Below are 17,129 nucleotides of genomic sequence, written 5' to 3' on the forward strand. Positions count from 1 at the left end.
TCCTTGAGCGGCCGGAAGGGCCCTGAGCAGCGGGTTGCACCGCAGGGTAGACCCCTGGCGGGAGCGGGGTCCGGGGCGGGGGCGGGAGAAGCCATGGTAGTTTCGTATCTCGGACGCAGTCGTTGTATGCTGCTCCGGTTGCCCGATGAGAGTCGGGCCATTCCCCCGGCAAAGCCACCAATCAGATCACTGATCCGGCGCGCCGGAATTCACTGTAAGTGCATCTGAAGTCTTTGGAGTGACCCGTGGCTGCCAACTGCGACGTCTGCGGCAAGGGGCCGGGCTTCGGCAACAACATTTCGCACTCGCACCGCCGTACGTCCCGTCGCTGGAACCCGAACATCCAGCGTGTGCGTGCCGTGGTCGGTCGGACGCCGAAGCGGCTCAACGTCTGCACCTCGTGCATCAAGGCCGGCAAGGTCTCGCGCTAACCGCGACGGTTCGTCGTAGCGCAGCCCCTCCGGTTGCCTTGAAAGCCGGTCCACCTCGGTGGACCGGCTTTTTGCCGTGCCCGGACGGCACGCGCACGGACAGCACGTGCACGGACGGCGGTCACCGGACAGCACTCACACGACGGCACCCGGCGATCGGCGCAGGCGCCAGCCGTGATCGACCGGCCCGATCCCGCCCCCCAGCGCGAACCCCGAGGCGATCGCACCGGTGACGTACTCCTTCGCGGCCCGTACGGCCCCCGGAACCTCCATCCCCTTCGCCAGCCCCGAGGCCACCGCGGACGCCAGCGTGCAGCCCGTCCCGTGCGTGTGCCGGTTGTCGTGCCGGGGCGCGCGCAGCCAGTGTTCCTGCGCGCCGTCGGTCAGCAGGTCCACCGCGTCGCCCGCGAGATGTCCGCCCTTGATCAGCGCCCACCGCGGCCCGAAGCCCAGCACCGCGTCCGCGGCCCGGCGCAGATCCGCCTCGGCCTCCACCCGTACGCCCGTGAGCTGCTCGACCTCGTCCAGATTCGGCGTAGCCACGGTCGCGAGGGGCAGCAGCTTGGTGCGTACGGAGTCGAGCGCGGAGGCGGCCAGCAGCGGATCCCCGTGCTTGGAGACGCCCACCGGGTCGACGACGACCGGCGCGTCCGTCCCGGCCAGCAAATCGGCGACCGTCTCAACGAGGAGCGCAGACGCCAGCATGCCCGTCTTCACGGCCTGTACGCCGATGTCGTCGACGACGCTGCGGTACTGGGCCCGTACCGCATCCACGGGCAGTTCCCACGCGCCCTGCACACCCAGCGAGTTCTGCGCGGTGACCGCCGTGAGCACGCTCATGCCATGCACACCGAGCGCCAGCATCGTCTTCAGGTCGGCCTGAATGCCCGCACCGCCGCCGGAGTCGGACCCGGCGACGGTGAGCACACGAGGAGGCAGGGCGGGTATGTCCATGGCCCCGAATCTACTTGCCGTCCTCGATGTCCCCGAAGTGGTCCCAGCCGCCCTTCATGGTCCACGGCGCACCGTCGACCGTCACCTGCGGCAGCGCCGAGGGGTTGAGCACCTCGCCGATCACCTTCCAGCGGGCCGGAAGCTTCGCGTCCGGCGGGAAGGTCGCGACGATCGCGTGGTCCTCTCCCCCGGTCAGCACCCACTGCAGCGGGTCGACGCCGACGGCCTGGCCGATGTCGTTCATCTGCGAGGGGATGTCGATGGAGCCCGAACGCAGATCGATACGGACCTTGCTGGCCTCCGCGATGTGCCCGAGGTCGGCGACGAGTCCGTCGCTGACGTCGGTCATGGCGGTGGCGCCGAGTCCGGCCGCCGCGGGGCCCGCGTGGTAGGGCGGCTCGGGCCGCCGGTGTGCCTCGACGAAGGCGCGCGGCGAGCGGAAGCCGCGTGAGAGCACCGCGTGCCCGGCGGCCGACCAGCCCAACCAGCCGGTGTACGCGACGACATCGCCGGGCTGGGCGCCGGCCCGGGTGACCGGTTCGTGGTTGCGCAGATCGCCGAGCGCGGTGATCGCGAGGGTGATGAGGTCGCCGCGTACGACATCGCCGCCGACCACCGCCGCCCCGGCCACCTGGCACTCGTCGCGGATGCCGTCCATCAGCTCGGTGGCCCAGGTGACGGGGAGTTCGGCCGGGACGACCAGGCCGAGCAGCAGCGCGGTCGGGACCGCGCCCATGGCCGCGATGTCGGCCAGATTCTGTGCGGCGGCCTTGCGCCCCACGTCGTACGCCGTCGACCAGTCACGGCGGAAGTGCCGCCCCTCCAGCAGTACGTCCGTGCTCGCCACGACCCTGCGGTCGGGTGCGGCCACGACCGCCGCGTCGTCACCGGGTCCGAGCCGGACCGCGGGGGTGGAGGTGAGCCGTGAGGTGAGCTCCCTGATGAGCCCGAACTCCCCCAACTCGCCCACAGTGCCCTTCACCGAGTCTCACCTCTCCGTCGTCCTGCCGGGACCTCCGGCAGTGCTGCTCGCTTGCGGTCGCGAGCCGTACACGCCCTCGGTACCGTCAAGAGATACGTCAACTTCTGCCTTCCGTACGCCACGCTGCGGGCGTCACCCGGCGCGCGGGTCTCCCCGCGGCCCGCGGCGACGCGATACCGTGGCGTCCCTTCCCCCCACATGATCCTCGTGGCCGCCCTGGAGGTTCCGTGGTACAGGCGTACATCCTCATTCAGACCGAGGTGGGCAAGGCGTCGACCGTCGCCGAGACCATCGGCAAGATTCCGGGAGTGATTCAGGCCGAGGACGTGACCGGTCCCTATGACGTGATTGTGCGCGCCCAGGCCGAGACGGTGGACGATCTCGGTCGCATGGTGGTCGCCAAGGTCCAGCAAGTGGACGGCATCACCCGAACCCTGACCTGCCCGGTCGTGCACCTGTAGCCCCCGTCTACGCTTGGCCGGTGACGTCTTCCCGCCGCCGGCCCTTCTTTCTGTCCGCTGCCGCCCTGATGCTGCTGGCCGCCGCGGGCTGCTCCTCCACGGACGCAGCGGCGTCGGTCACGGTTCCCAGCCCGCCGTCGAACGAGGCCGCGCTGTGCGGTGCGCTGGACAAGGAGCTGCCGAAGTCCGTGGCCGGTGAGGACCGCAGCGACCCTGAGCCGGCTTCCGATCTGACCGCCGGCTGGGGCGATGCGGCGATCGTACTGCGCTGTGGTGTCCCGCGGCCCGCGAAGATGAGCGACGCACAGTCCAAGGCCGTGGAGGCGGACGGAGTCAACTGGCTGCTGGAGGAGAAGTCCGACGGCCCCCGCCTGACCACCACGTACCGCAAGACCTATGTCGAGGTCACGATGGACAAGCGGTACGCCCACGACGTCACGCCGCTCGCCGAACTGGCCGACGCCGTCAAGAAGACGGTGCCGGCCAGACTCGACGTGCCATAAGGGTCTAGCGCAATCCGGTCGAGCGGCGCAGCGCCGCCTGGATCAGCCGGTCGACGAGCTCGGAGTAGCCGACGCCGCTCTCCTGCCACATCCGCGGGTACATCGAGATCGGCGTGAAGCCGGGCATCGTGTTGATCTCGTTGATGACGAACTCGCCGTCCTCGGTGAGGAAGAAGTCCGCGCGCACCAGGCCCTCGCAGGAGGCGGCGTCGAAGGCCTCGACCGCGAGCCGGCGTACCTCGGCGGTCTGCTCCTCGGTGAGCGGCGCGGGCACCAGACCGGCTGCCGAGTCGATGTACTTGGCCTCGAAGTCGTAGAACTCGTGGGCCGTGACGGGCGGGATCTCGGCAGGCACGCTGGCACGCGGGCCGTCCTCGAACTCCAGCACCCCGCACTCGATCTCGCGGCCGCGCAGCAGCGACTCCACCAGGATCTTGGGGTCGTGGCGCTGCGCCTCCGTGATCGCCTCGTCCAGGCCGGAGATGTCGTCGACCTTGGTGATGCCGATGGAGGATCCGGCACGCGCGGGCTTGATGAAGAGCGGCCAGCCGTGCTCGCCCGCGAAGTCGATGATCTTCTTGCGGGCGGCGGACGGGTCGAGCTCCCACTCGCGGGGGCGGATGACCGTGTACGGGCCGACGGGCAGGCCGAAGGAGATGAAGACGCGCTTCATGTACTCCTTGTCCTGGCCGACTGCCGAGGCGAGGACGCCCGAGCCGACGTACGGGACGCCGGAGAGCTCCAGGAGGCCCTGGAGGGTGCCGTCCTCGCCGTACGGGCCGTGCAGCATGGGGAAGACGACGTCGACCTCGCCGAGCGCCTTGGGGACGGCGCCGGGCTCGCTGTAGACGACCTCGCGGTTGGCGGGATCCACGGAGAGCACGACGCCGCCCTCGGTGGAGTCCGCGAGCTGCTCGACGCTCGGCGTACGGCGGTCGGTGATGGCCATCCGCTCCGGCTCGTCGGCGGTCAGCGCCCACCGGCCGTCCGACGTGATGCCGATCGGCAGCACGTCGTACTTCGTACGGTCGATGGCGCGCAGTACGGCGCCGGCGGTGACCACGGAGATCCCGTGTTCGGAGCTGCGACCGCCGAAGACGACGGCTACGCGCGGCTTGCGCGGCTGCTGCTCAGGGCTCTGGGGGAGGTTCTCGCTGCTCATATCGCGATGAGACTACCCGCTGGCTTGAATCACGTCAGTGCCGCTCCGCCTTGGCGCTGCGTGACATCAGTTCCTTCAGCGCGACGACCGGCGGCTTGCCCTCGTGGACGATGCCGACGACGGTCTCGGTGATCGGCATGTCGACGCCGTGCCTGCGGGCCAGATCCAGTACCGATTCACAGGACTTGACGCCCTCGGCGGTCTGCTTCGTGGCCGCGATGGTCTCCTCGAGCGTCATCCCGCGGCCGAGGTTGGTGCCGAAGGTGTGGTTGCGGGAGAGCGGCGAGGAGCAGGTCGCGACCAGGTCGCCCAGTCCGGCGAGCCCGGAGAAGGTCATCGGGTCGGCGCCCATCGCGAGGCCCAGGCGGGTGGTCTCGGCGAGGCCGCGCGTGATCAGCGAGCCCTTGGCGTTGTCGCCGAGGCCCATGCCGTCCGCGATGCCGACGGCGAGGCCGATGACGTTCTTGACGGCGCCGCCCAGTTCGCAGCCGACCACATCGGTGTTGGTGTACGGGCGGAAGTAGGGGGTGTGGCAGGCGGACTGGAGCCGCCGGGCGACGCTTTCGTCGCGGCTGGCGACCACCGCGGCGGCGGGCCGGCGCTGGGCGATCTCCTTGGCGAGATTGGGGCCCGTGACGACGGCGACGCGTTCGGCGGAGACCTTGGCGACCTCTTCGATGACCTCGCTCATGCGCTTGGCGGTGCCGAGTTCGATGCCCTTCATCAGGGAGACGAGCACGGTGTCCGGCGCGAGGAGGGGTGCCCAGGCGGCGAGATTGCCGCGCAGGGTCTGGGAGGGAATGGCCAGCACGGTGAACTCGGCACCGGCCGCGGCCTCGGCGGGGTCGCTGGTCGCCCGTACCGCCTCGGGAAGCTCAATTCCCGGCAGATAGTCGGGGTTGGTCCGGGTGGCGTTGACCGATGCGGCGAGTTCGGCGCGGCGGGCCCACAGGGTCACCTCGCAGCCCGCGTCGGCGAGAATCATGGCGAAGGCCGTGCCCCAGGAGCCGGTTCCGAATACTGCTGCCTTGATGGCGGCGCGCGTCACTTGGTGCCCTCCTCGGCGGCCTTGCGGCGCTGCTGCGCGAGGACTTCGCGCAGATCGTACGGCTTGTCGGGGGCCTGCTCGCCGCGGATGTCCTCCAGCAGGGCGGTGATCGCGGCCATGATGTGCTCGGTCGCCGCCTTCAGCACCTCGGGGGTCGGCTCCTCGCCGTAGAAGCGGTCGAGGTCGACCGGCGGGCCCGCCTTCACCTGAAGCGTCTTGCGCGGGAAGAAGCGGACCTTGTTCTCCTTGGCGTACGGCGGCATCGCCAAGTTGGCGCCCCACTGGGCGACCGGAATGACCGGCGCCTTGGTCAGCAGCGCCGCACGCGCGACTCCGGTCTTCGCGGTCATCGGCCACATACCGGGATCGCGGGTGAGCGTGCTCTCCGGGTAGAAGGCGACGCATTCACCGCGCTCGATGGCGTCGACGGCCGCGCGGAAGGCGCCGAAGGCGTTGGAGGACTCGCGGTAGACGGGAATCTGACCGGTGCCCCGCAGGAGGGTGCCGACAACGGGCGCCTTGAAGAGCGCGGCCTTGGCCAGGAATCGGGGCACACGTCCGCTGTTGTACTGGAAGTGCCCGTAGGAGAACATGTCGAGGTACGAGTTGTGATTGATAGCGGTGATGAATCCGCCGTCCGCCGGAATGTGTTCCATTCCCTGCCAGTCCCGCTTGAACAGAACCAACAGCGGCGGTTTAGCGATGACCGCCGCCAGGCGGTACCAGAAGCCGATTCTACGGCGGGACACTCGGACACCTTCCTCTATTGCCGGGCTACCGCCCGGCTGCTGGGGGTCAAGTGTCGCCCCAGGCCCCTGGTCTGTCGAGAACACCGTACGCCTCGGCTCCGGGCCCGGGCCTCCGGCTCATCTAGGGCTCGCGCCACAATGGGGCGGATGCGCATGGACGGAGAGCTCGCCACGAACACCGACTCGAGCGACGGCTGGTCCCTGGTGGTCCCGCTGAAACCCCTCGTTCTGGCCAAGAGCAGGCTCGCGGGGGCCGCGGACGGCATTCTGCGGCCGCATCTCGCGCTCGCCTTTGCCCAGGACACGGTGGCCGCGGCGCTGGCGTGCGGCCTGGTACGGGATGTGGCGGTCGTCACGGACGATCCGGCGGCGGGCGTCGAGCTGGCCGCACTGGGCGCGCGGATCGTGCCGGACAGCCCGGGCGCCGGCCTCAACGCGGCACTCGCGCACGGGGCGGAGGCGGTGCGGGCGCTGCGTCCGGGCGCGGCCGTCGCGGCACTCAACGCCGATCTGCCCGCATTGCGCCCCGAGGAATTGGCCCGGGTACTGGTTCGTGCTTCGGTATTTCCCCGGGCATTTCTGGCGGATGCGGCCGGAATCGGCACGACTTTCCTCTCCGCGGCACCGGGCACGGAATTGCGTCCCGCTTTCGGCGGCCGATCCCGCCGTCGGCATTTGGCGTCGGGTGCCGCGGAAATCCTGCTCGACGGCGTGGATTCGGTCCGGCAGGACGTCGACACGGGGGACGATCTGGCGGCTGCGCTGACCCTGGGAGTGGGCCCGCGGACCGCTGAACGCTGGGCCGCGGGCGCCCGCACGCTCTAGGCCGTGTCTGACAAATCTCGCCTGGTGCGCGACGCCCGGCACGCACACTCGCTGCGTTGTCGGAGTCATCCAAGTACGTCCAGTACGAGGATGATCCTCCGCCTTGCGATTGCACGCACCGGACGCCGCGCACCCCGCCCTGCGGGCGGACGGCGCTATTTGTCAGACACGGCCTAGCCCCCACACCCCCTGGATCCCGAGGACACCCCCTAAGCTGCCGGTATGCAGGCGACCTCGTACACCTACGACTCCGATACCCGCAGCGGGAGTGTGCTGCTCGACGACGGCACCCCGGTGGAGTTCGATGCCGCGGCCTTCGACGCGGGCGGTCTGCGGCTGCTGCGGCCGGGCCAGCGGGTCCGTATCGAGACCGAGGGCCGGGGCGATGCCCTGCGCATCACGCTGGTGACACTGGCAACCCTCTGACAACGCCGCGGGCCGGGCTCCCCGAGGGGAGCCCGGCCCGGCGCGTGAGTGGCCCTTTGACCTTGTGCCGCTTACTACCTGGCGGCGCTCTTCTTGGCGGCGGTCTTGCGTGCCGTCGCCTTCTTGGCGGGCGCCTTCTTCGCCGTGGCCTTCTTGGCCGGCGCGGTCTTCTTGGCGGCGGCCTTCTTCGCCGTCGCCTTCTTGGCGGCCGTCTTCTTTGCCGGAGTCGCCTTCTTCGCGGCGGCCTTCTTGGCGACGGTCTTCTTGGCGACCGTCTTCTTCGCCGCGGTCTTCTTCACTGCCGCCGCCTTCTTGGCGACCGTCTTCTTCGCGGCGGCGGCCTTCTTGGCGACGGTCTTCTTGGCGGCCGCCTTCTTCACGGTCGTACGGGCTGCGGCCACGCCGCCCGTGAGGCTGCCCTTGGGAGCCTTCTTGACGGCGACTTCGCCGCCCCTGGGGAGCTTCTTCGAGCCGCTCACCAGGTCCTTGAAGCCCTGCCCCGCACGGAAGCGCGGAACCGAGGTCTTCTTGACCCGCACGCGCTCACCCGTCTGCGGGTTGCGGGCGTAACGAGCAGGACGGTCGACCTTCTCGAACGAGCCGAAGCCGGTGACCGAAACCCGGTCTCCGCCGACAACTGCGCGGACGATCGCGTCAAGTACCGCGTCGACAGCGTCTGCGGCCTGCTGACGGCCGCCGACCTTGTCGGCAATCGCTTCTACGAGCTGCGCCTTGTTCACGTCTTCCCCTTCGGAGACATTGGCCGGAACGAATGCGTCCAGGCTTTTTCGCACGTTAGGCAGATATATACCGCAAATCAAACACGAAACGGGCTAATCACCCTAGTGCCGCAACGAAGTCGACCTTCGCGGAACTTCGGGTGTCAGTCGCCTTCAGGGAATCGGCCCTCGTCGAGGTCCTTCATCAAGCGGTCCAGACGCCTAGCCGCATCCGGGAGATCGTGCTTCGCCGCTGCCGTGACGACCAGCAGCTTCCGGGACAGCGCCATCCTTACGCCCTCCGGGACTTGCAGTGCGCGCACTCTTGTGTGCGCTTCCTTCAGTCGGGCGGCGACTGCCTCGTAGAGCTCGAGTTGGCTGTCGCGTTCCATGCACCGATTGTGCCATCTGGGGCGAGTTGTCGCCCGGCAGGGTCTCAACGAGCGACTGCGCCCCCCACCGGACGGTGGGGGGCGCAGTACGGGAAAAGCGCTGCTCAGGCCTGAATTGTGCGGGGTTTGAAGGCCGGTCGGGTGGCCTCGTAAGCCGCGATGTCGGCTTCGTTCTGAAGGGTGAGGCTGATGTCGTCCAGCCCGTTCAGCAGCCTCCACCGGGCGTTCTCGTCAAGCTCGAAGTCGGCCGTGATTCCTTCGGCCAGAACCTGTCGCTTCTCCAAGTCCACGGTGACGTCGGCCGTCGGGTCGGCTTCGGTCAGCTCCCAGAGCGCGTCCACGACCTTCTGGTCCAGAACCACGGTCAGCAGACCGTTCTTGAGCGAGTTGCCGCGGAAGATATCGGCGAACCTGGAGGAGATGACGGCCTTGAAGCCGTAGTTCTGCAGGGCCCACACGGCGTGCTCGCGGGAAGAGCCGGTGCCGAAGTCGGGGCCCGCCACCAGAACCGTGGCGCCCTGCCGCTCGGGCTGGTTGAGGACGAAGGACGGGTCCTTGCGCCAGGCCTCGAAGAGCCCGTCCTCGAAGCCGTCGCGGGTGACCTTCTTCAGCCAGTGGGCCGGGATGATCTGGTCGGTGTCGACGTTGCTGCGGCGCAGCGGGACGGCCCGGCCGGTGTGTGCGGTGAAAGCTTCCATGGTGCTCAGACTCCGACGGTCGCGGGGGCTTCGGACAGGTCGGCGGGCGAGGCCAGATGGCCCAGTACCGCGGTGGCGGCGGCGACCTGCGGCGAGACCAGATGGGTACGTCCGCCCTTGCCCTGCCTGCCCTCGAAGTTGCGGTTGGAGGTGGACGCGGAGCGCTCGCCGGGGGCCAGTTGGTCGGGGTTCATGCCCAGACACATCGAGCAGCCCGCGTGCCGCCATTCGGCGCCCGCCTCGGTGAAGACCTTGTTCAGGCCCTCCTCGACGGCCTGCAGCGCGACCCGTACGGAGCCGGGGACCACCAGCATCCGTACGCCGTCGGCGACTTTGCGGCCGTCCAGAATCGCGGCGGCCGAGCGCAGGTCTTCGATCCGGCCGTTGGTGCAGGAGCCTACGAAGACGGTGTCGACCTTGATGTCGCGCAGCGGCTGGCCGGCGCTCAACCCCATGTACTCCAGGGCCTTTTCGGCGGCGTGGCGCTCCGAAGCGTCCTCGTACGAAGCCGGGTCGGGGACGTTGGCCGACAGGGGCGCGCCCTGGCCGGGGTTCGTGCCCCAGGTGACGAACGGCGCCAGTTCGGTGGCGTCGATGAACACCTCGGCGTCGAAGACGGCGTCGTCGTCGGTGCGCAGCGTCTTCCAGTACGCGACGGCGGCGTCCCAGTCCTCGCCCTCGGGGGCGTGGTCACGGCCCTGCAGATAGTCGAAGGTGGTCTGGTCCGGGGCGATCATTCCGGCCCGGGCGCCCGCCTCGATCGACATGTTGCAGATGGTCATCCGGGCCTCCATCGAGAGCTTCTCGATGGCGGAGCCGCGGTACTCCAGGATGTATCCCTGGCCGCCGCCGGTGCCGATCCGGGCGATGATGGCCAGGATCAGGTCCTTGGCGGTGACGCTGTCGGGCAGTTCGCCCTCGACCGTGATGGCCATGGTCTTAGGGCGGGCCAGCGGCAGCGTCTGGGTGGCCAGGACATGCTCCACCTGGGAGGTGCCGATGCCGAACGCGAGCGCGCCGAACGCGCCGTGGGTGGAGGTGTGCGAGTCACCGCAGACCACGGTGGTGCCGGGCTGGGTCAGGCCCAGCTGGGGGCCCACGACATGGACGACACCCTGCTCGACGTCGCCCAGCGGGTGCAGCCGTACACCGAACTCCGCGCAGTTCTTGCGCAGGGTCTCCAACTGGGCGCGGGAGACCGGGTCCGCGATGGGCTTGTCGATGTCGATCGTCGGGGTGTTGTGGTCCTCGGTCGCGATGGTGAGGTCGAGACGCCGCACCTGCCGGGCATTCTGGCGCAGCCCGTCGAAAGCCTGGGGGCTGGTGACCTCGTGCAGCAGATGCAGGTCGATGTAGAGGAGGTCGGGCTCGCCCTCGGCGCGCCGGACGACATGGTCGTCCCAGACCTTCTCCGCGAGTGTCCTACCCATCGCTTTCCCTCCGGCCGGCTGTTCGCCGACGCAACTAGAGATCTTGTGCAGAGCCCGTTGGTCCGCGGGCCGCGCATACAGAGTCGCAAGTTCCCGGGAAATTTGAACTTGCGTTTCACAGTGTGAGACGTGAATATCGTTGCATGGACAACTCTAGCGGCGTCGGCGTTCTCGACAAGGCAGCTCTGGTACTGAGCGCTCTGGAGTCCGGTCCGGCCACCCTCGCCGGGCTGGTCGCGGCGACAGGGCTTGCACGACCCACGGCGCATCGCCTTGCCGTGGCACTGGAACACCACCGGATGGTGGCGAGGGACATGCAGGGCCGGTTCATCCTCGGCCCGCGGCTGGCCGAGCTCGCGGCCGCGGCGGGCGAGGACCGGCTGCTCGCCACGGCGGGACCGGTACTCACGCATCTGCGCGATGTCACGGGCGAGAGCGCGCAGCTCTACCGTCGGCAGGGCGACATGCGTATCTGCGTGGCAGCGGCGGAGCGGCTGTCCGGACTGCGGGACACCGTGCCGGTCGGCTCCACGCTCACCATGAAGGCCGGGTCATCGGCCCAGATCCTGATGGCTTGGGAGGAGCCGGAGCGCCTGCACCGGGGCCTGCAGGGCGCGCGTTTCACGGCCACGGCGCTGTCCGGCGTACGGCGCCGGGGCTGGGCCCAGTCGATCGGCGAACGCGAGCCGGGCGTGGCGTCCGTCTCGGCGCCGGTGCGGGGGCCCTCGAACCGGGTCGTGGCCGCGGTGTCGGTCTCGGGCCCGATCGAGCGGCTGACCCGGCACCCGGGCCGGATGCACGCGCAGGCGGTCATCGACGCGGCGGCCCGCCTGAGCGAGGCGCTGCGCCGTAGCGGCTGACCCCGACCGGTGAGGCTGAGTTTCCCGCCGGCCGGCCTGATGTTTCAGGCCGGCCGGCGGGAAACTCAAGGCCAGTGCAGGGCGCGCGCGCCCGCGCAGCGGAGCCTCAGTCGCAGACCGCTCTCGGTCACCCCACGGATCTCCACCGCCTCGCACAGGCTCCGCACCAGCCACAGCGCGTCGTCCGCCGACGGCTGCGGTCCCGGCGGGACGAAACCCGCGAAGCGCCCCGGCAAGGTCGCCTGCCGCCCCAGGCCCAGCAGGTCCCAGACCACCGTGCCCGGCTCCTCCCAGACCCGCAGCTCCGCATCGGCCGCCCCGCGCGCGAGCAGCCAGGTCAGCGCCTCGTTCACCAGCGACTCGGCCTGCGCGACGCGCTCCTCGCTCAAACCCGCCGTCTCGGCCCGCAGCCGCGCGAAGCGCCGTACCGCATCCAGCGAGGCCGGTGGCTCCAGGAGCGCGGCGTGCGGGGGCGGCGGCGGGAGCGGGCTCTCCCGGGCCGCGGCGTAGATCTCCGGTTCGGTGTAGGTGCCGCAGGGCAGCACCAGGTCACCCACCACATGGCGGGGATGCGTCGCCCAGGCCGCCTCCACGATGTGGTCCGGCACGCTGCGGATGTCGTACGGGCAGATCAGTCGCGCGTCGGTGTGGGCGAGCAGGACATTGAGCCCGGACTCCAGCCGCTTCCACTCGTCGATCTGCCGGGTGCACTGCCCCGCCCACGCCGGTTCGGCGATCATCCGCACCGGGCGGCCCCGCGCCCGGAAGCTGTCGGCGTACCGCAGCAACGCGGTGACCCGGTCCACCGGCCGGCGGCCGAAGCAGGCGGTCTCGGCGGTGTCGAGGCCGTGCGCACTCTCCCCCAGCGCGTCCCGCAGGAGCGCGATGTTCGCGGGGGTCGTTGCGGCGAGCACCGGCTCCCCCGCGGCCAGCCCTTCGCCGGCGAACGGCACGGCCATCGCGAGAAACTCTTCCTCGTCGCCGTACAGACAGGCCTGGTGCTCAAAGCGGCCCGGGTCCCGGTCAGTTGACACGGTGGTCTCCCAGCCGCAGACCGGGTGTGTCGTCCCAGCCCACAAGCGCGATCACATTCCGCAGATGCGGGGCGAGTCCCGCCAACTCCACATGGTCGCCGGGCTTTCGGGTCCGGGCCAGGCCGATCAGCAGGCGCAGTCCGCCGAGGTCGAGGAACTCCAGCCCGGAAACGTCGAGTTGGAGATCCCCCTCGACCGAGGCGATCACGTCGAGAGCACCGCTCAGGTGGCGGTGCGTATGGACGTCGACGATGCCCTCGATCCTCATCCCCGGCGGCTGTTGGATGCGGGAGATGCGTAACTCCGCGGTACGTACGAGAGGTTCCGCGCCGACAGCATCCATGGGCGGAGTATCCGCCAGGGGCTGCCGCCGCAGGAAGGTCCGTACCCGAAGAACGCGAAGAGGCCCTCCGCGATGCGCGGAGGGCCTCTTCGATGCGTACCCCCGACCGGATTCGAACCGGCGCTACCGCCTTGAGAGGGCGGCGTGCTAGGCCGCTACACAACGGGGGCCCTGCGGATGAGCTCCGCGAGCTGGCCTACCAGGACTCGAACCTAGAATGACGGTACCAGAAACCGTAGTGTTGCCAATTACACCATAGGCCATGGTGGTTTAGACCAGTACCCCCGACCGGATTCGAACCGGCGCTACCGCCTTGAGAGGGCGGCGTGCTAGGCCGCTACACAACGGGGGCCCTAGCGATCCCACCCGGCAGAGCCGGGTGATGTCACTGCGCGGTCATCGGGTGCGACCCTGATGATCAGCAGGATGGATCTGTACCCCCGACCGGATTCGAACCGGCGCTACTGCCTTGAGAGGGCAGCGTGCTAGGCCGCTACACAACGGGGGCTTTGCAGAAGAACTCTGCGAGCTGGGCTACCAGGACTCGAACCTAGAATGACGGTACCAGAAACCGTAGTGTTGCCAATTACACCATAGCCCACCAAAACTCAACCCCGAGTGGGGGTTTGTTTGGTTTGCGCCCTCCGGCCGGACCTCTCGGCCCACTCGGGCGGCGCAGGAAGAACATTACCTGAAGGTGTCCGGCGCTCCAAAACGAGTATCGCGCCGGAGCAGGCCGGGGAGCTGGGCGAGACCGGTGATACGGGTGAGCTCAGGACGCCCTCCGAGACCGGTGCGGTCCAGCCAGATACCGGTGAGACCCGCGGCCATGGCTCCCTGCGCGTCGATGTCCGGTTGGTCCCCCACGTACGCGACCTCCTCGGGCGGCAGCGCGAGGGCTTCGCAAGCCGCGTGGAACGCCTCGGGTGCGGGCTTGGACACACCCAGCTCGACCGCGCACACGACCGCCTCGAACCGGTCGCGTACGCCCAGGACGCGCAGCTTGCGGTCCTGGTTGTGGAGCGAGGAGTTGGACAGGACGGCATGGCGGTAGCCGTCGGCGAGCAGGTCGAGCGCGGGGACGGCGTCAGGGAAGAGCGACCAGGCGGCCTCGAAGTGCACGATGTAGCGCTGGAACCAGTCGTCGGCCTCGGCATCACCGAATAGCCGGCCGGTGAAGGACCGCACGCGGTCGCGGCGCTGGCCCTGCCAGTCGGTCTCACCGGCGGAGAAGCGGGCCCAGTGCTGGTCGGTGATCTCGCGCCAACGGACGAGGGCCTGGTCGACGGAATCGTATCCGTCCACCAGGCCCTCGGCTTCGAGGTGCCGCTGCATTCCGGCGCGGTCGGCGCGGGCGTAGTCGAAGATCGTGTCGTCGATGTCCCACAGGACCGCGCGGATCGGCATGATTCCGACGGTACCTGCCGCGCCGCCCCCTGCTGGGGGTTCGGGGGTTACCCCCCGATGAGTGCAGTGTCGATGTCCCACAGGACCGCGCGGATCGGCATGAGCCGAGCCTAGGACGTGAGCTTCTCCAGCGCCGCGTCGATCCGCGCCAGCGTCTTGTCCTTGCCCAGGATCTCCAGCGACTCGAACAGCGGCAGGCCCACCGTGCGGCCCGTGACCGCGACGCGGACCGGGGCCTGGGCCTTGCCGAGCTTCAGGCCGTGCTCCTCGCCCGCCGCCAGGACCGCGTTCTTCAGCGACTCGGGGCTGGACCAGTCCGCGTCGGCCAGCTTCTCGCGAGCCGTGCGCAGCAGCGCGTCGGAGCCCTCCTTCATCGCCTTCGTCCAGGACGCCTCGTCCTCGACCGGCGCATCCAGGAAGAGGAAGTCGACATTGGCCGTGATGTCCGAGAGGACGGTCAGCCGGGTCTGGGCGTGCGGGGCGATCGCCTCCCAGGCCGCCTGGTCGAACAGCTCCGGGGCCCAGTTGGCGTGCGGGGCCCGCAGCCAGGGGCCGCATGCCTCGGTGAAGGCCTTCACATCGAGGCGGCGGATGTGGTCGGCGTTGATCGCCTCGGCCTTCTTCAGGTCGAAGCGGGCCGGGTTGGCGTTGACGTCCGCGACGTCGAACTTCGCCACCATCTCCTCGATCGAGAAGACGTCCTGGTCGGCCGAGAAGGACCAGCCGAGGAGGGAGAGGTAGTTGAGCAGGCCCTCCGGGAGGAAACCGCGCTCCCGGTAGATGTTCAGGGACGCCTGGGGGTCGCGCTTGGAGAGCTTCTTGTTGCCCTCGCCCATGACGTACGGGAGGTGACCGAACGCGGGGATCTCCTTGGCGATGCCCAGCTCGATCAGCGCCTTGTAGAGCGCGATCTGGCGCGGGGTCGAGGAGAGCAGGTCCTCGCCGCGCAGTACGTGCGTGATCTCCATCAGCGCGTCGTCGACCGGGTTGACCAGCGTGTACAGCGGGGCGCCGTTGGCGCGGACGATGCCGTAGTCCGGCACGTTGTCCGGGGTGAAGGTCAGCTCGCCGCGGACCAGGTCGGTGAAGGTGATCGGCCCGTCGGGCATCTTGAAGCGGACGATCGCCGGGCGGCCCTCGTCCTTGTACCGCGCGATGCGCTCGGCGGAGAGGTTGCGGCAGGTGCCGTCGTAACCGGAGGGCTTGCCGGCCAGCCGGGCGGCGTCGCGGCGGGCCTCCAGCTCGACGGCGGTGCAGAAGCACTCGTACGCGTAGCCGCCGGTCATCAGCTTCTCGGCGACGTCCCGGTAGATGTCCATCCGCTGCGACTGGCGGTAGGGGGCGTGCGGGCCGCCCGCCTCGGGGCCCTCGTCCCAGTCCAGGCCCAGCCAGCGCAGCGAGTCGAGCAGCTGGTTGTACGACTCCTCGGAGTCGCGGGCCGCGTCGGTGTCCTCGATACGGAAGACCATGGTGCCGCCGGTGTGCCGGGCGTAGGCCCAGTTGAACAGGGCGGTGCGGACCAGGCCCACATGGGGGTTGCCGGTCGGGGACGGACAGAAACGTACGCGGACGTTCGCGTTAGCCACGCTTGATCACCTTGTTGGTGAGAGTGCCGATGCCTTGAATGGTGACGGCGACCTCGTCGCCGACGTTGAGCGGGCCGACCCCGGCCGGTGTGCCGGTCAGGACGACGTCGCCGGGGAGCAGTGTCATCGCCTCGGAGGCATTGACGATCAGCTCCTCGATGGAGTGGATCATCTGGCTCGTACGGCCGAGCTGGCGCTGTTCGCCGTTGACCGTGCACTGGATGGCGAGGTCGCTCGGGTCGAGGTCGGTCTCCACCCAGGGGCCGAGCGGGCAGGAGCTGTCGAAGCCCTTGGCCCGGGCCCATTGCTTCTCGCGCTTCTGGACGTCACGGGCGGTGACGTCGTTTGCGCAGGTGTAGCCGAGGATGACGTCCTTGACCCGCTCGCGCGGGACCTCGCGGCACATCCGGCCGATGACCACGGCCAGTTCGGCCTCGTGGTGCAGTTCCTGCGAGAAGGAGGGGTACGCGATGGGGTCGCCGGGGCCGATCACCGAGGTGGACGGCTTGAAGAAGGCGAACGGCGCGTCGGGGACCTCGTTGCCGAGCTCCGCAGCGTGTTCCGCGTAGTTGCGGCCGAAGGCCACGACCTTGCTGGGAAGCACGGGCGGCAGCAGCCGGACCCTGTCCTTGGAGCCGGGAGCCAGCGGGACCTTGGTCCCTGAGAGCTCGAAGTCCGCGAACGGGATGCCCTTGATGATGTCGAGGACGAGGCCGTCGGGGCCTTCGCCCTCGACCGCGCCGAAGGCCACATTGCCGTCGATGGAGAACCTGGCGATGCGCACGGGATGCGGGTGCCCCTCTTTTGATGACGCTGGCTGGAGTCTGACGCTCCAGGCTAACGCGGGTGCGCGGACCGCCTCGCGTATTGGCGGGGCACCGCCTCGCGTACTACTGGGCGGGGGCGTCCATCAGGACCGTGCGGCGGGGGTTGGCCGTCTGCATGGGAAGATCGATCGCGTGCTCCGGCTGCTCCGACATCTGCAGTTCGTCCGCGTCCGTGAGGTGCGCGAGCGTGGTGCGCCGGGGGTTGGCTATGTTGCGGAACATCATCGTCGTCTTCATCGGTTGTTTCAGACCTTGTCGGTGTGCGGGCGCTGCGGTTAACGCCGGGTTGACG

At 69.3% G+C, this 17,129-nt stretch carries 21 protein-coding genes and 5 tRNA genes; 6 read left to right on the top strand and 20 right to left on the bottom strand.

Features of this window, described 5'->3' with window-relative positions:
* The first annotated feature begins 245 nt into the window (after nt 1-245).
* Nucleotides 246-431 carry a 50S ribosomal protein L28 gene (rpmB, locus tag OHA61_RS10435; protein ID WP_003957616.1) on the top strand — a complete coding sequence of 62 codons (186 nt, stop codon included), beginning with the start codon at nt 246-248 and terminating at the stop codon, nt 429-431.
* A 135-nt stretch (nt 432-566) separates the two neighbouring features.
* On the opposite strand, the gene thiD is transcribed toward rpmB, so the two are convergent.
* The gene (thiD, locus tag OHA61_RS10440) at nt 567-1,385 is read right to left on the bottom strand and encodes a bifunctional hydroxymethylpyrimidine kinase/phosphomethylpyrimidine kinase (RefSeq protein ID WP_406302864.1); all 819 of its coding nucleotides are present in this window, start codon (nt 1,383-1,385) and stop codon (nt 567-569) included.
* A gap of 10 nt (nt 1,386-1,395) precedes the next feature.
* Entirely contained in the window at nt 1,396-2,367 is a 972-nt protein-coding gene (locus OHA61_RS10445; protein WP_324979645.1) for a thiamine-phosphate kinase, read from the bottom strand.
* A 227-nt stretch (nt 2,368-2,594) separates the two neighbouring features.
* Between OHA61_RS10445 and OHA61_RS10450 the strand changes: the two genes are divergently transcribed.
* Nucleotides 2,595-2,828, top strand: coding sequence for an Lrp/AsnC family transcriptional regulator (locus tag OHA61_RS10450; protein WP_108152814.1), 234 nt, complete (start codon nt 2,595-2,597; stop codon nt 2,826-2,828).
* Between the two features lie 68 nt (nt 2,829-2,896).
* On the top strand, nt 2,897-3,331 hold the full coding sequence (locus OHA61_RS10455) for a DUF3515 domain-containing protein (protein WP_406307312.1): 435 nt from the start codon (nt 2,897-2,899) through the stop codon (nt 3,329-3,331).
* A 4-nt stretch (nt 3,332-3,335) separates the two neighbouring features.
* On the opposite strand, the gene OHA61_RS10460 is transcribed toward OHA61_RS10455, so the two are convergent.
* From OHA61_RS10460 to OHA61_RS10470, 3 genes are read right to left on the bottom strand one after another with little or no spacing between them, the layout of a single operon-like run.
* On the bottom strand, nt 3,336-4,493 hold the full coding sequence (locus OHA61_RS10460; protein ID WP_324979650.1) for a D-alanine--D-alanine ligase family protein: 1,158 nt from the start codon (nt 4,491-4,493) through the stop codon (nt 3,336-3,338).
* A gap of 34 nt (nt 4,494-4,527) precedes the next feature.
* Nucleotides 4,528-5,541, bottom strand: coding sequence for an NAD(P)H-dependent glycerol-3-phosphate dehydrogenase (locus OHA61_RS10465; protein WP_406302865.1), 1,014 nt, complete (start codon nt 5,539-5,541; stop codon nt 4,528-4,530).
* Nucleotides 5,538-6,290, bottom strand: coding sequence for a lysophospholipid acyltransferase family protein (locus OHA61_RS10470; RefSeq protein WP_406302866.1), 753 nt, complete (start codon nt 6,288-6,290; stop codon nt 5,538-5,540). The genes OHA61_RS10465 and OHA61_RS10470 overlap by 4 nt, the downstream gene beginning before the upstream one ends.
* A 147-nt stretch (nt 6,291-6,437) precedes the next feature.
* On the opposite strand from OHA61_RS10470, the gene cofC reads away from it, so the two are divergent.
* Complete coding sequence (gene cofC / locus OHA61_RS10475; protein ID WP_406302867.1) at nt 6,438-7,115, top strand: 2-phospho-L-lactate guanylyltransferase; 678 nt, start codon at nt 6,438-6,440, stop codon at nt 7,113-7,115.
* Nucleotides 7,116-7,337: 222 nt separating this feature from the next.
* Entirely contained in the window at nt 7,338-7,541 is a 204-nt protein-coding gene (locus tag OHA61_RS10480) for a hypothetical protein (protein ID WP_324979658.1), read from the top strand.
* A 74-nt stretch (nt 7,542-7,615) separates the two neighbouring features.
* Here OHA61_RS10480 and OHA61_RS10485 read toward each other — a convergent pair whose 3' ends face one another.
* From OHA61_RS10485 to leuC, 4 genes are all read right to left on the bottom strand, one after another.
* On the bottom strand, nt 7,616-8,281 hold the full coding sequence (locus tag OHA61_RS10485) for an HU family DNA-binding protein (RefSeq protein ID WP_406302868.1): 666 nt from the start codon (nt 8,279-8,281) through the stop codon (nt 7,616-7,618).
* A 143-nt stretch (nt 8,282-8,424) separates the two neighbouring features.
* On the bottom strand, nt 8,425-8,652 hold the full coding sequence (locus tag OHA61_RS10490) for a hypothetical protein (protein WP_142213448.1): 228 nt from the start codon (nt 8,650-8,652) through the stop codon (nt 8,425-8,427).
* Nucleotides 8,653-8,756: 104 nt separating this feature from the next.
* Nucleotides 8,757-9,350, bottom strand: coding sequence for a 3-isopropylmalate dehydratase small subunit (gene leuD, locus OHA61_RS10495; RefSeq protein ID WP_406302869.1), 594 nt, complete (start codon nt 9,348-9,350; stop codon nt 8,757-8,759).
* Nucleotides 9,351-9,355: 5 nt separating this feature from the next.
* Complete coding sequence (gene leuC, locus OHA61_RS10500) at nt 9,356-10,780, bottom strand: 3-isopropylmalate dehydratase large subunit (protein ID WP_406302870.1); 1,425 nt, start codon at nt 10,778-10,780, stop codon at nt 9,356-9,358.
* A 143-nt stretch (nt 10,781-10,923) separates the two neighbouring features.
* On the opposite strand from leuC, the gene ndgR reads away from it, so the two are divergent.
* Nucleotides 10,924-11,640, top strand: coding sequence for an IclR family transcriptional regulator NdgR (gene ndgR, locus OHA61_RS10505; RefSeq protein ID WP_026278050.1), 717 nt, complete (start codon nt 10,924-10,926; stop codon nt 11,638-11,640).
* 65 nt (nt 11,641-11,705) lie between these two features.
* Here ndgR and OHA61_RS10510 read toward each other — a convergent pair whose 3' ends face one another.
* From OHA61_RS10510 to OHA61_RS10560, 11 genes are all read right to left on the bottom strand, one after another.
* On the bottom strand, nt 11,706-12,674 hold the full coding sequence (locus tag OHA61_RS10510) for an anti-sigma factor RsbA family regulatory protein (RefSeq protein WP_406302871.1): 969 nt from the start codon (nt 12,672-12,674) through the stop codon (nt 11,706-11,708).
* Entirely contained in the window at nt 12,664-13,017 is a 354-nt protein-coding gene (locus OHA61_RS10515) for an STAS domain-containing protein (protein ID WP_406302872.1), read from the bottom strand. The genes OHA61_RS10510 and OHA61_RS10515 overlap by 11 nt, the downstream gene beginning before the upstream one ends.
* Before the next feature lie 97 nt (nt 13,018-13,114).
* Nucleotides 13,115-13,187: transfer RNA gene (locus tag OHA61_RS10520), tRNA-Glu, on the bottom strand.
* Between the two features lie 21 nt (nt 13,188-13,208).
* Nucleotides 13,209-13,280 (bottom strand) — tRNA-Gln (locus OHA61_RS10525).
* A 16-nt stretch (nt 13,281-13,296) separates the two neighbouring features.
* Nucleotides 13,297-13,369: transfer RNA gene (locus tag OHA61_RS10530), tRNA-Glu, on the bottom strand.
* Between the two features lie 83 nt (nt 13,370-13,452).
* A tRNA-Glu gene (locus tag OHA61_RS10535) sits at nt 13,453-13,525 on the bottom strand.
* A 21-nt stretch (nt 13,526-13,546) separates the two neighbouring features.
* Nucleotides 13,547-13,618: transfer RNA gene (locus OHA61_RS10540), tRNA-Gln, on the bottom strand.
* 86 nt (nt 13,619-13,704) lie between these two features.
* Entirely contained in the window at nt 13,705-14,424 is a 720-nt protein-coding gene (locus OHA61_RS10545; protein WP_406302873.1) for an HAD family hydrolase, read from the bottom strand.
* A gap of 110 nt (nt 14,425-14,534) precedes the next feature.
* Nucleotides 14,535-16,010 carry a glutamate--tRNA ligase gene (gltX, locus tag OHA61_RS10550; RefSeq protein WP_406302874.1) on the bottom strand — a complete coding sequence of 492 codons (1,476 nt, stop codon included), beginning with the start codon at nt 16,008-16,010 and terminating at the stop codon, nt 14,535-14,537.
* Nucleotides 16,003-16,794: a fumarylacetoacetate hydrolase family protein gene (locus OHA61_RS10555; RefSeq protein WP_324977570.1), complete on the bottom strand. Its 792-nt coding sequence runs from the start codon at nt 16,792-16,794 to the stop codon at nt 16,003-16,005. Before OHA61_RS10555 ends, gltX begins: the two co-directional genes overlap by 8 nt.
* A 106-nt stretch (nt 16,795-16,900) precedes the next feature.
* Entirely contained in the window at nt 16,901-17,074 is a 174-nt protein-coding gene (locus OHA61_RS10560) for a hypothetical protein (RefSeq protein WP_406302875.1), read from the bottom strand.
* Nucleotides 17,075-17,129 lie beyond the last annotated feature (55 nt).

Source organism: Streptomyces sp. NBC_00885, from assembly GCF_045207475.1.
Taxonomy (GTDB): Bacteria; Actinomycetota; Actinomycetes; order Streptomycetales; family Streptomycetaceae; genus Streptomyces.

Bases quoted from the DNA above. Each gene is read 5' to 3' on its own strand.
- OHA61_RS10460 (WP_324979650.1), bottom strand. From the start codon at position 4,493: ATGAGCAGCGAGAACCTCCCCCAGAGCCCTGAGCAGCAGCCGCGCAAG.
- OHA61_RS10455 (WP_406307312.1), top strand. From the start codon at position 2,897: ATGCTGCTGGCCGCCGCGGGCTGCTCCTCCACGGACGCAGCGGCGTCG.
- OHA61_RS10515 (WP_406302872.1), bottom strand. From the start codon at position 13,017: ATGGATGCTGTCGGCGCGGAACCTCTCGTACGTACCGCGGAGTTACGC.
- OHA61_RS10560 (WP_406302875.1), bottom strand. From the start codon at position 17,074: ATGAAGACGACGATGATGTTCCGCAACATAGCCAACCCCCGGCGCACC.
- OHA61_RS10490 (WP_142213448.1), bottom strand. From the start codon at position 8,652: ATGGAACGCGACAGCCAACTCGAGCTCTACGAGGCAGTCGCCGCCCGA.
- leuD (WP_406302869.1), bottom strand. From the start codon at position 9,350: ATGGAAGCTTTCACCGCACACACCGGCCGGGCCGTCCCGCTGCGCCGC.
- ndgR (WP_026278050.1), top strand. From the start codon at position 10,924: ATGGACAACTCTAGCGGCGTCGGCGTTCTCGACAAGGCAGCTCTGGTA.
- thiD (WP_406302864.1), bottom strand. From the start codon at position 1,385: ATGGACATACCCGCCCTGCCTCCTCGTGTGCTCACCGTCGCCGGGTCC.
- cofC (WP_406302867.1), top strand. From the start codon at position 6,438: ATGCGCATGGACGGAGAGCTCGCCACGAACACCGACTCGAGCGACGGC.
- leuC (WP_406302870.1), bottom strand. From the start codon at position 10,780: ATGGGTAGGACACTCGCGGAGAAGGTCTGGGACGACCATGTCGTCCGG.
- OHA61_RS10480 (WP_324979658.1), top strand. From the start codon at position 7,338: ATGCAGGCGACCTCGTACACCTACGACTCCGATACCCGCAGCGGGAGT.
- OHA61_RS10545 (WP_406302873.1), bottom strand. From the start codon at position 14,424: ATGCCGATCCGCGCGGTCCTGTGGGACATCGACGACACGATCTTCGAC.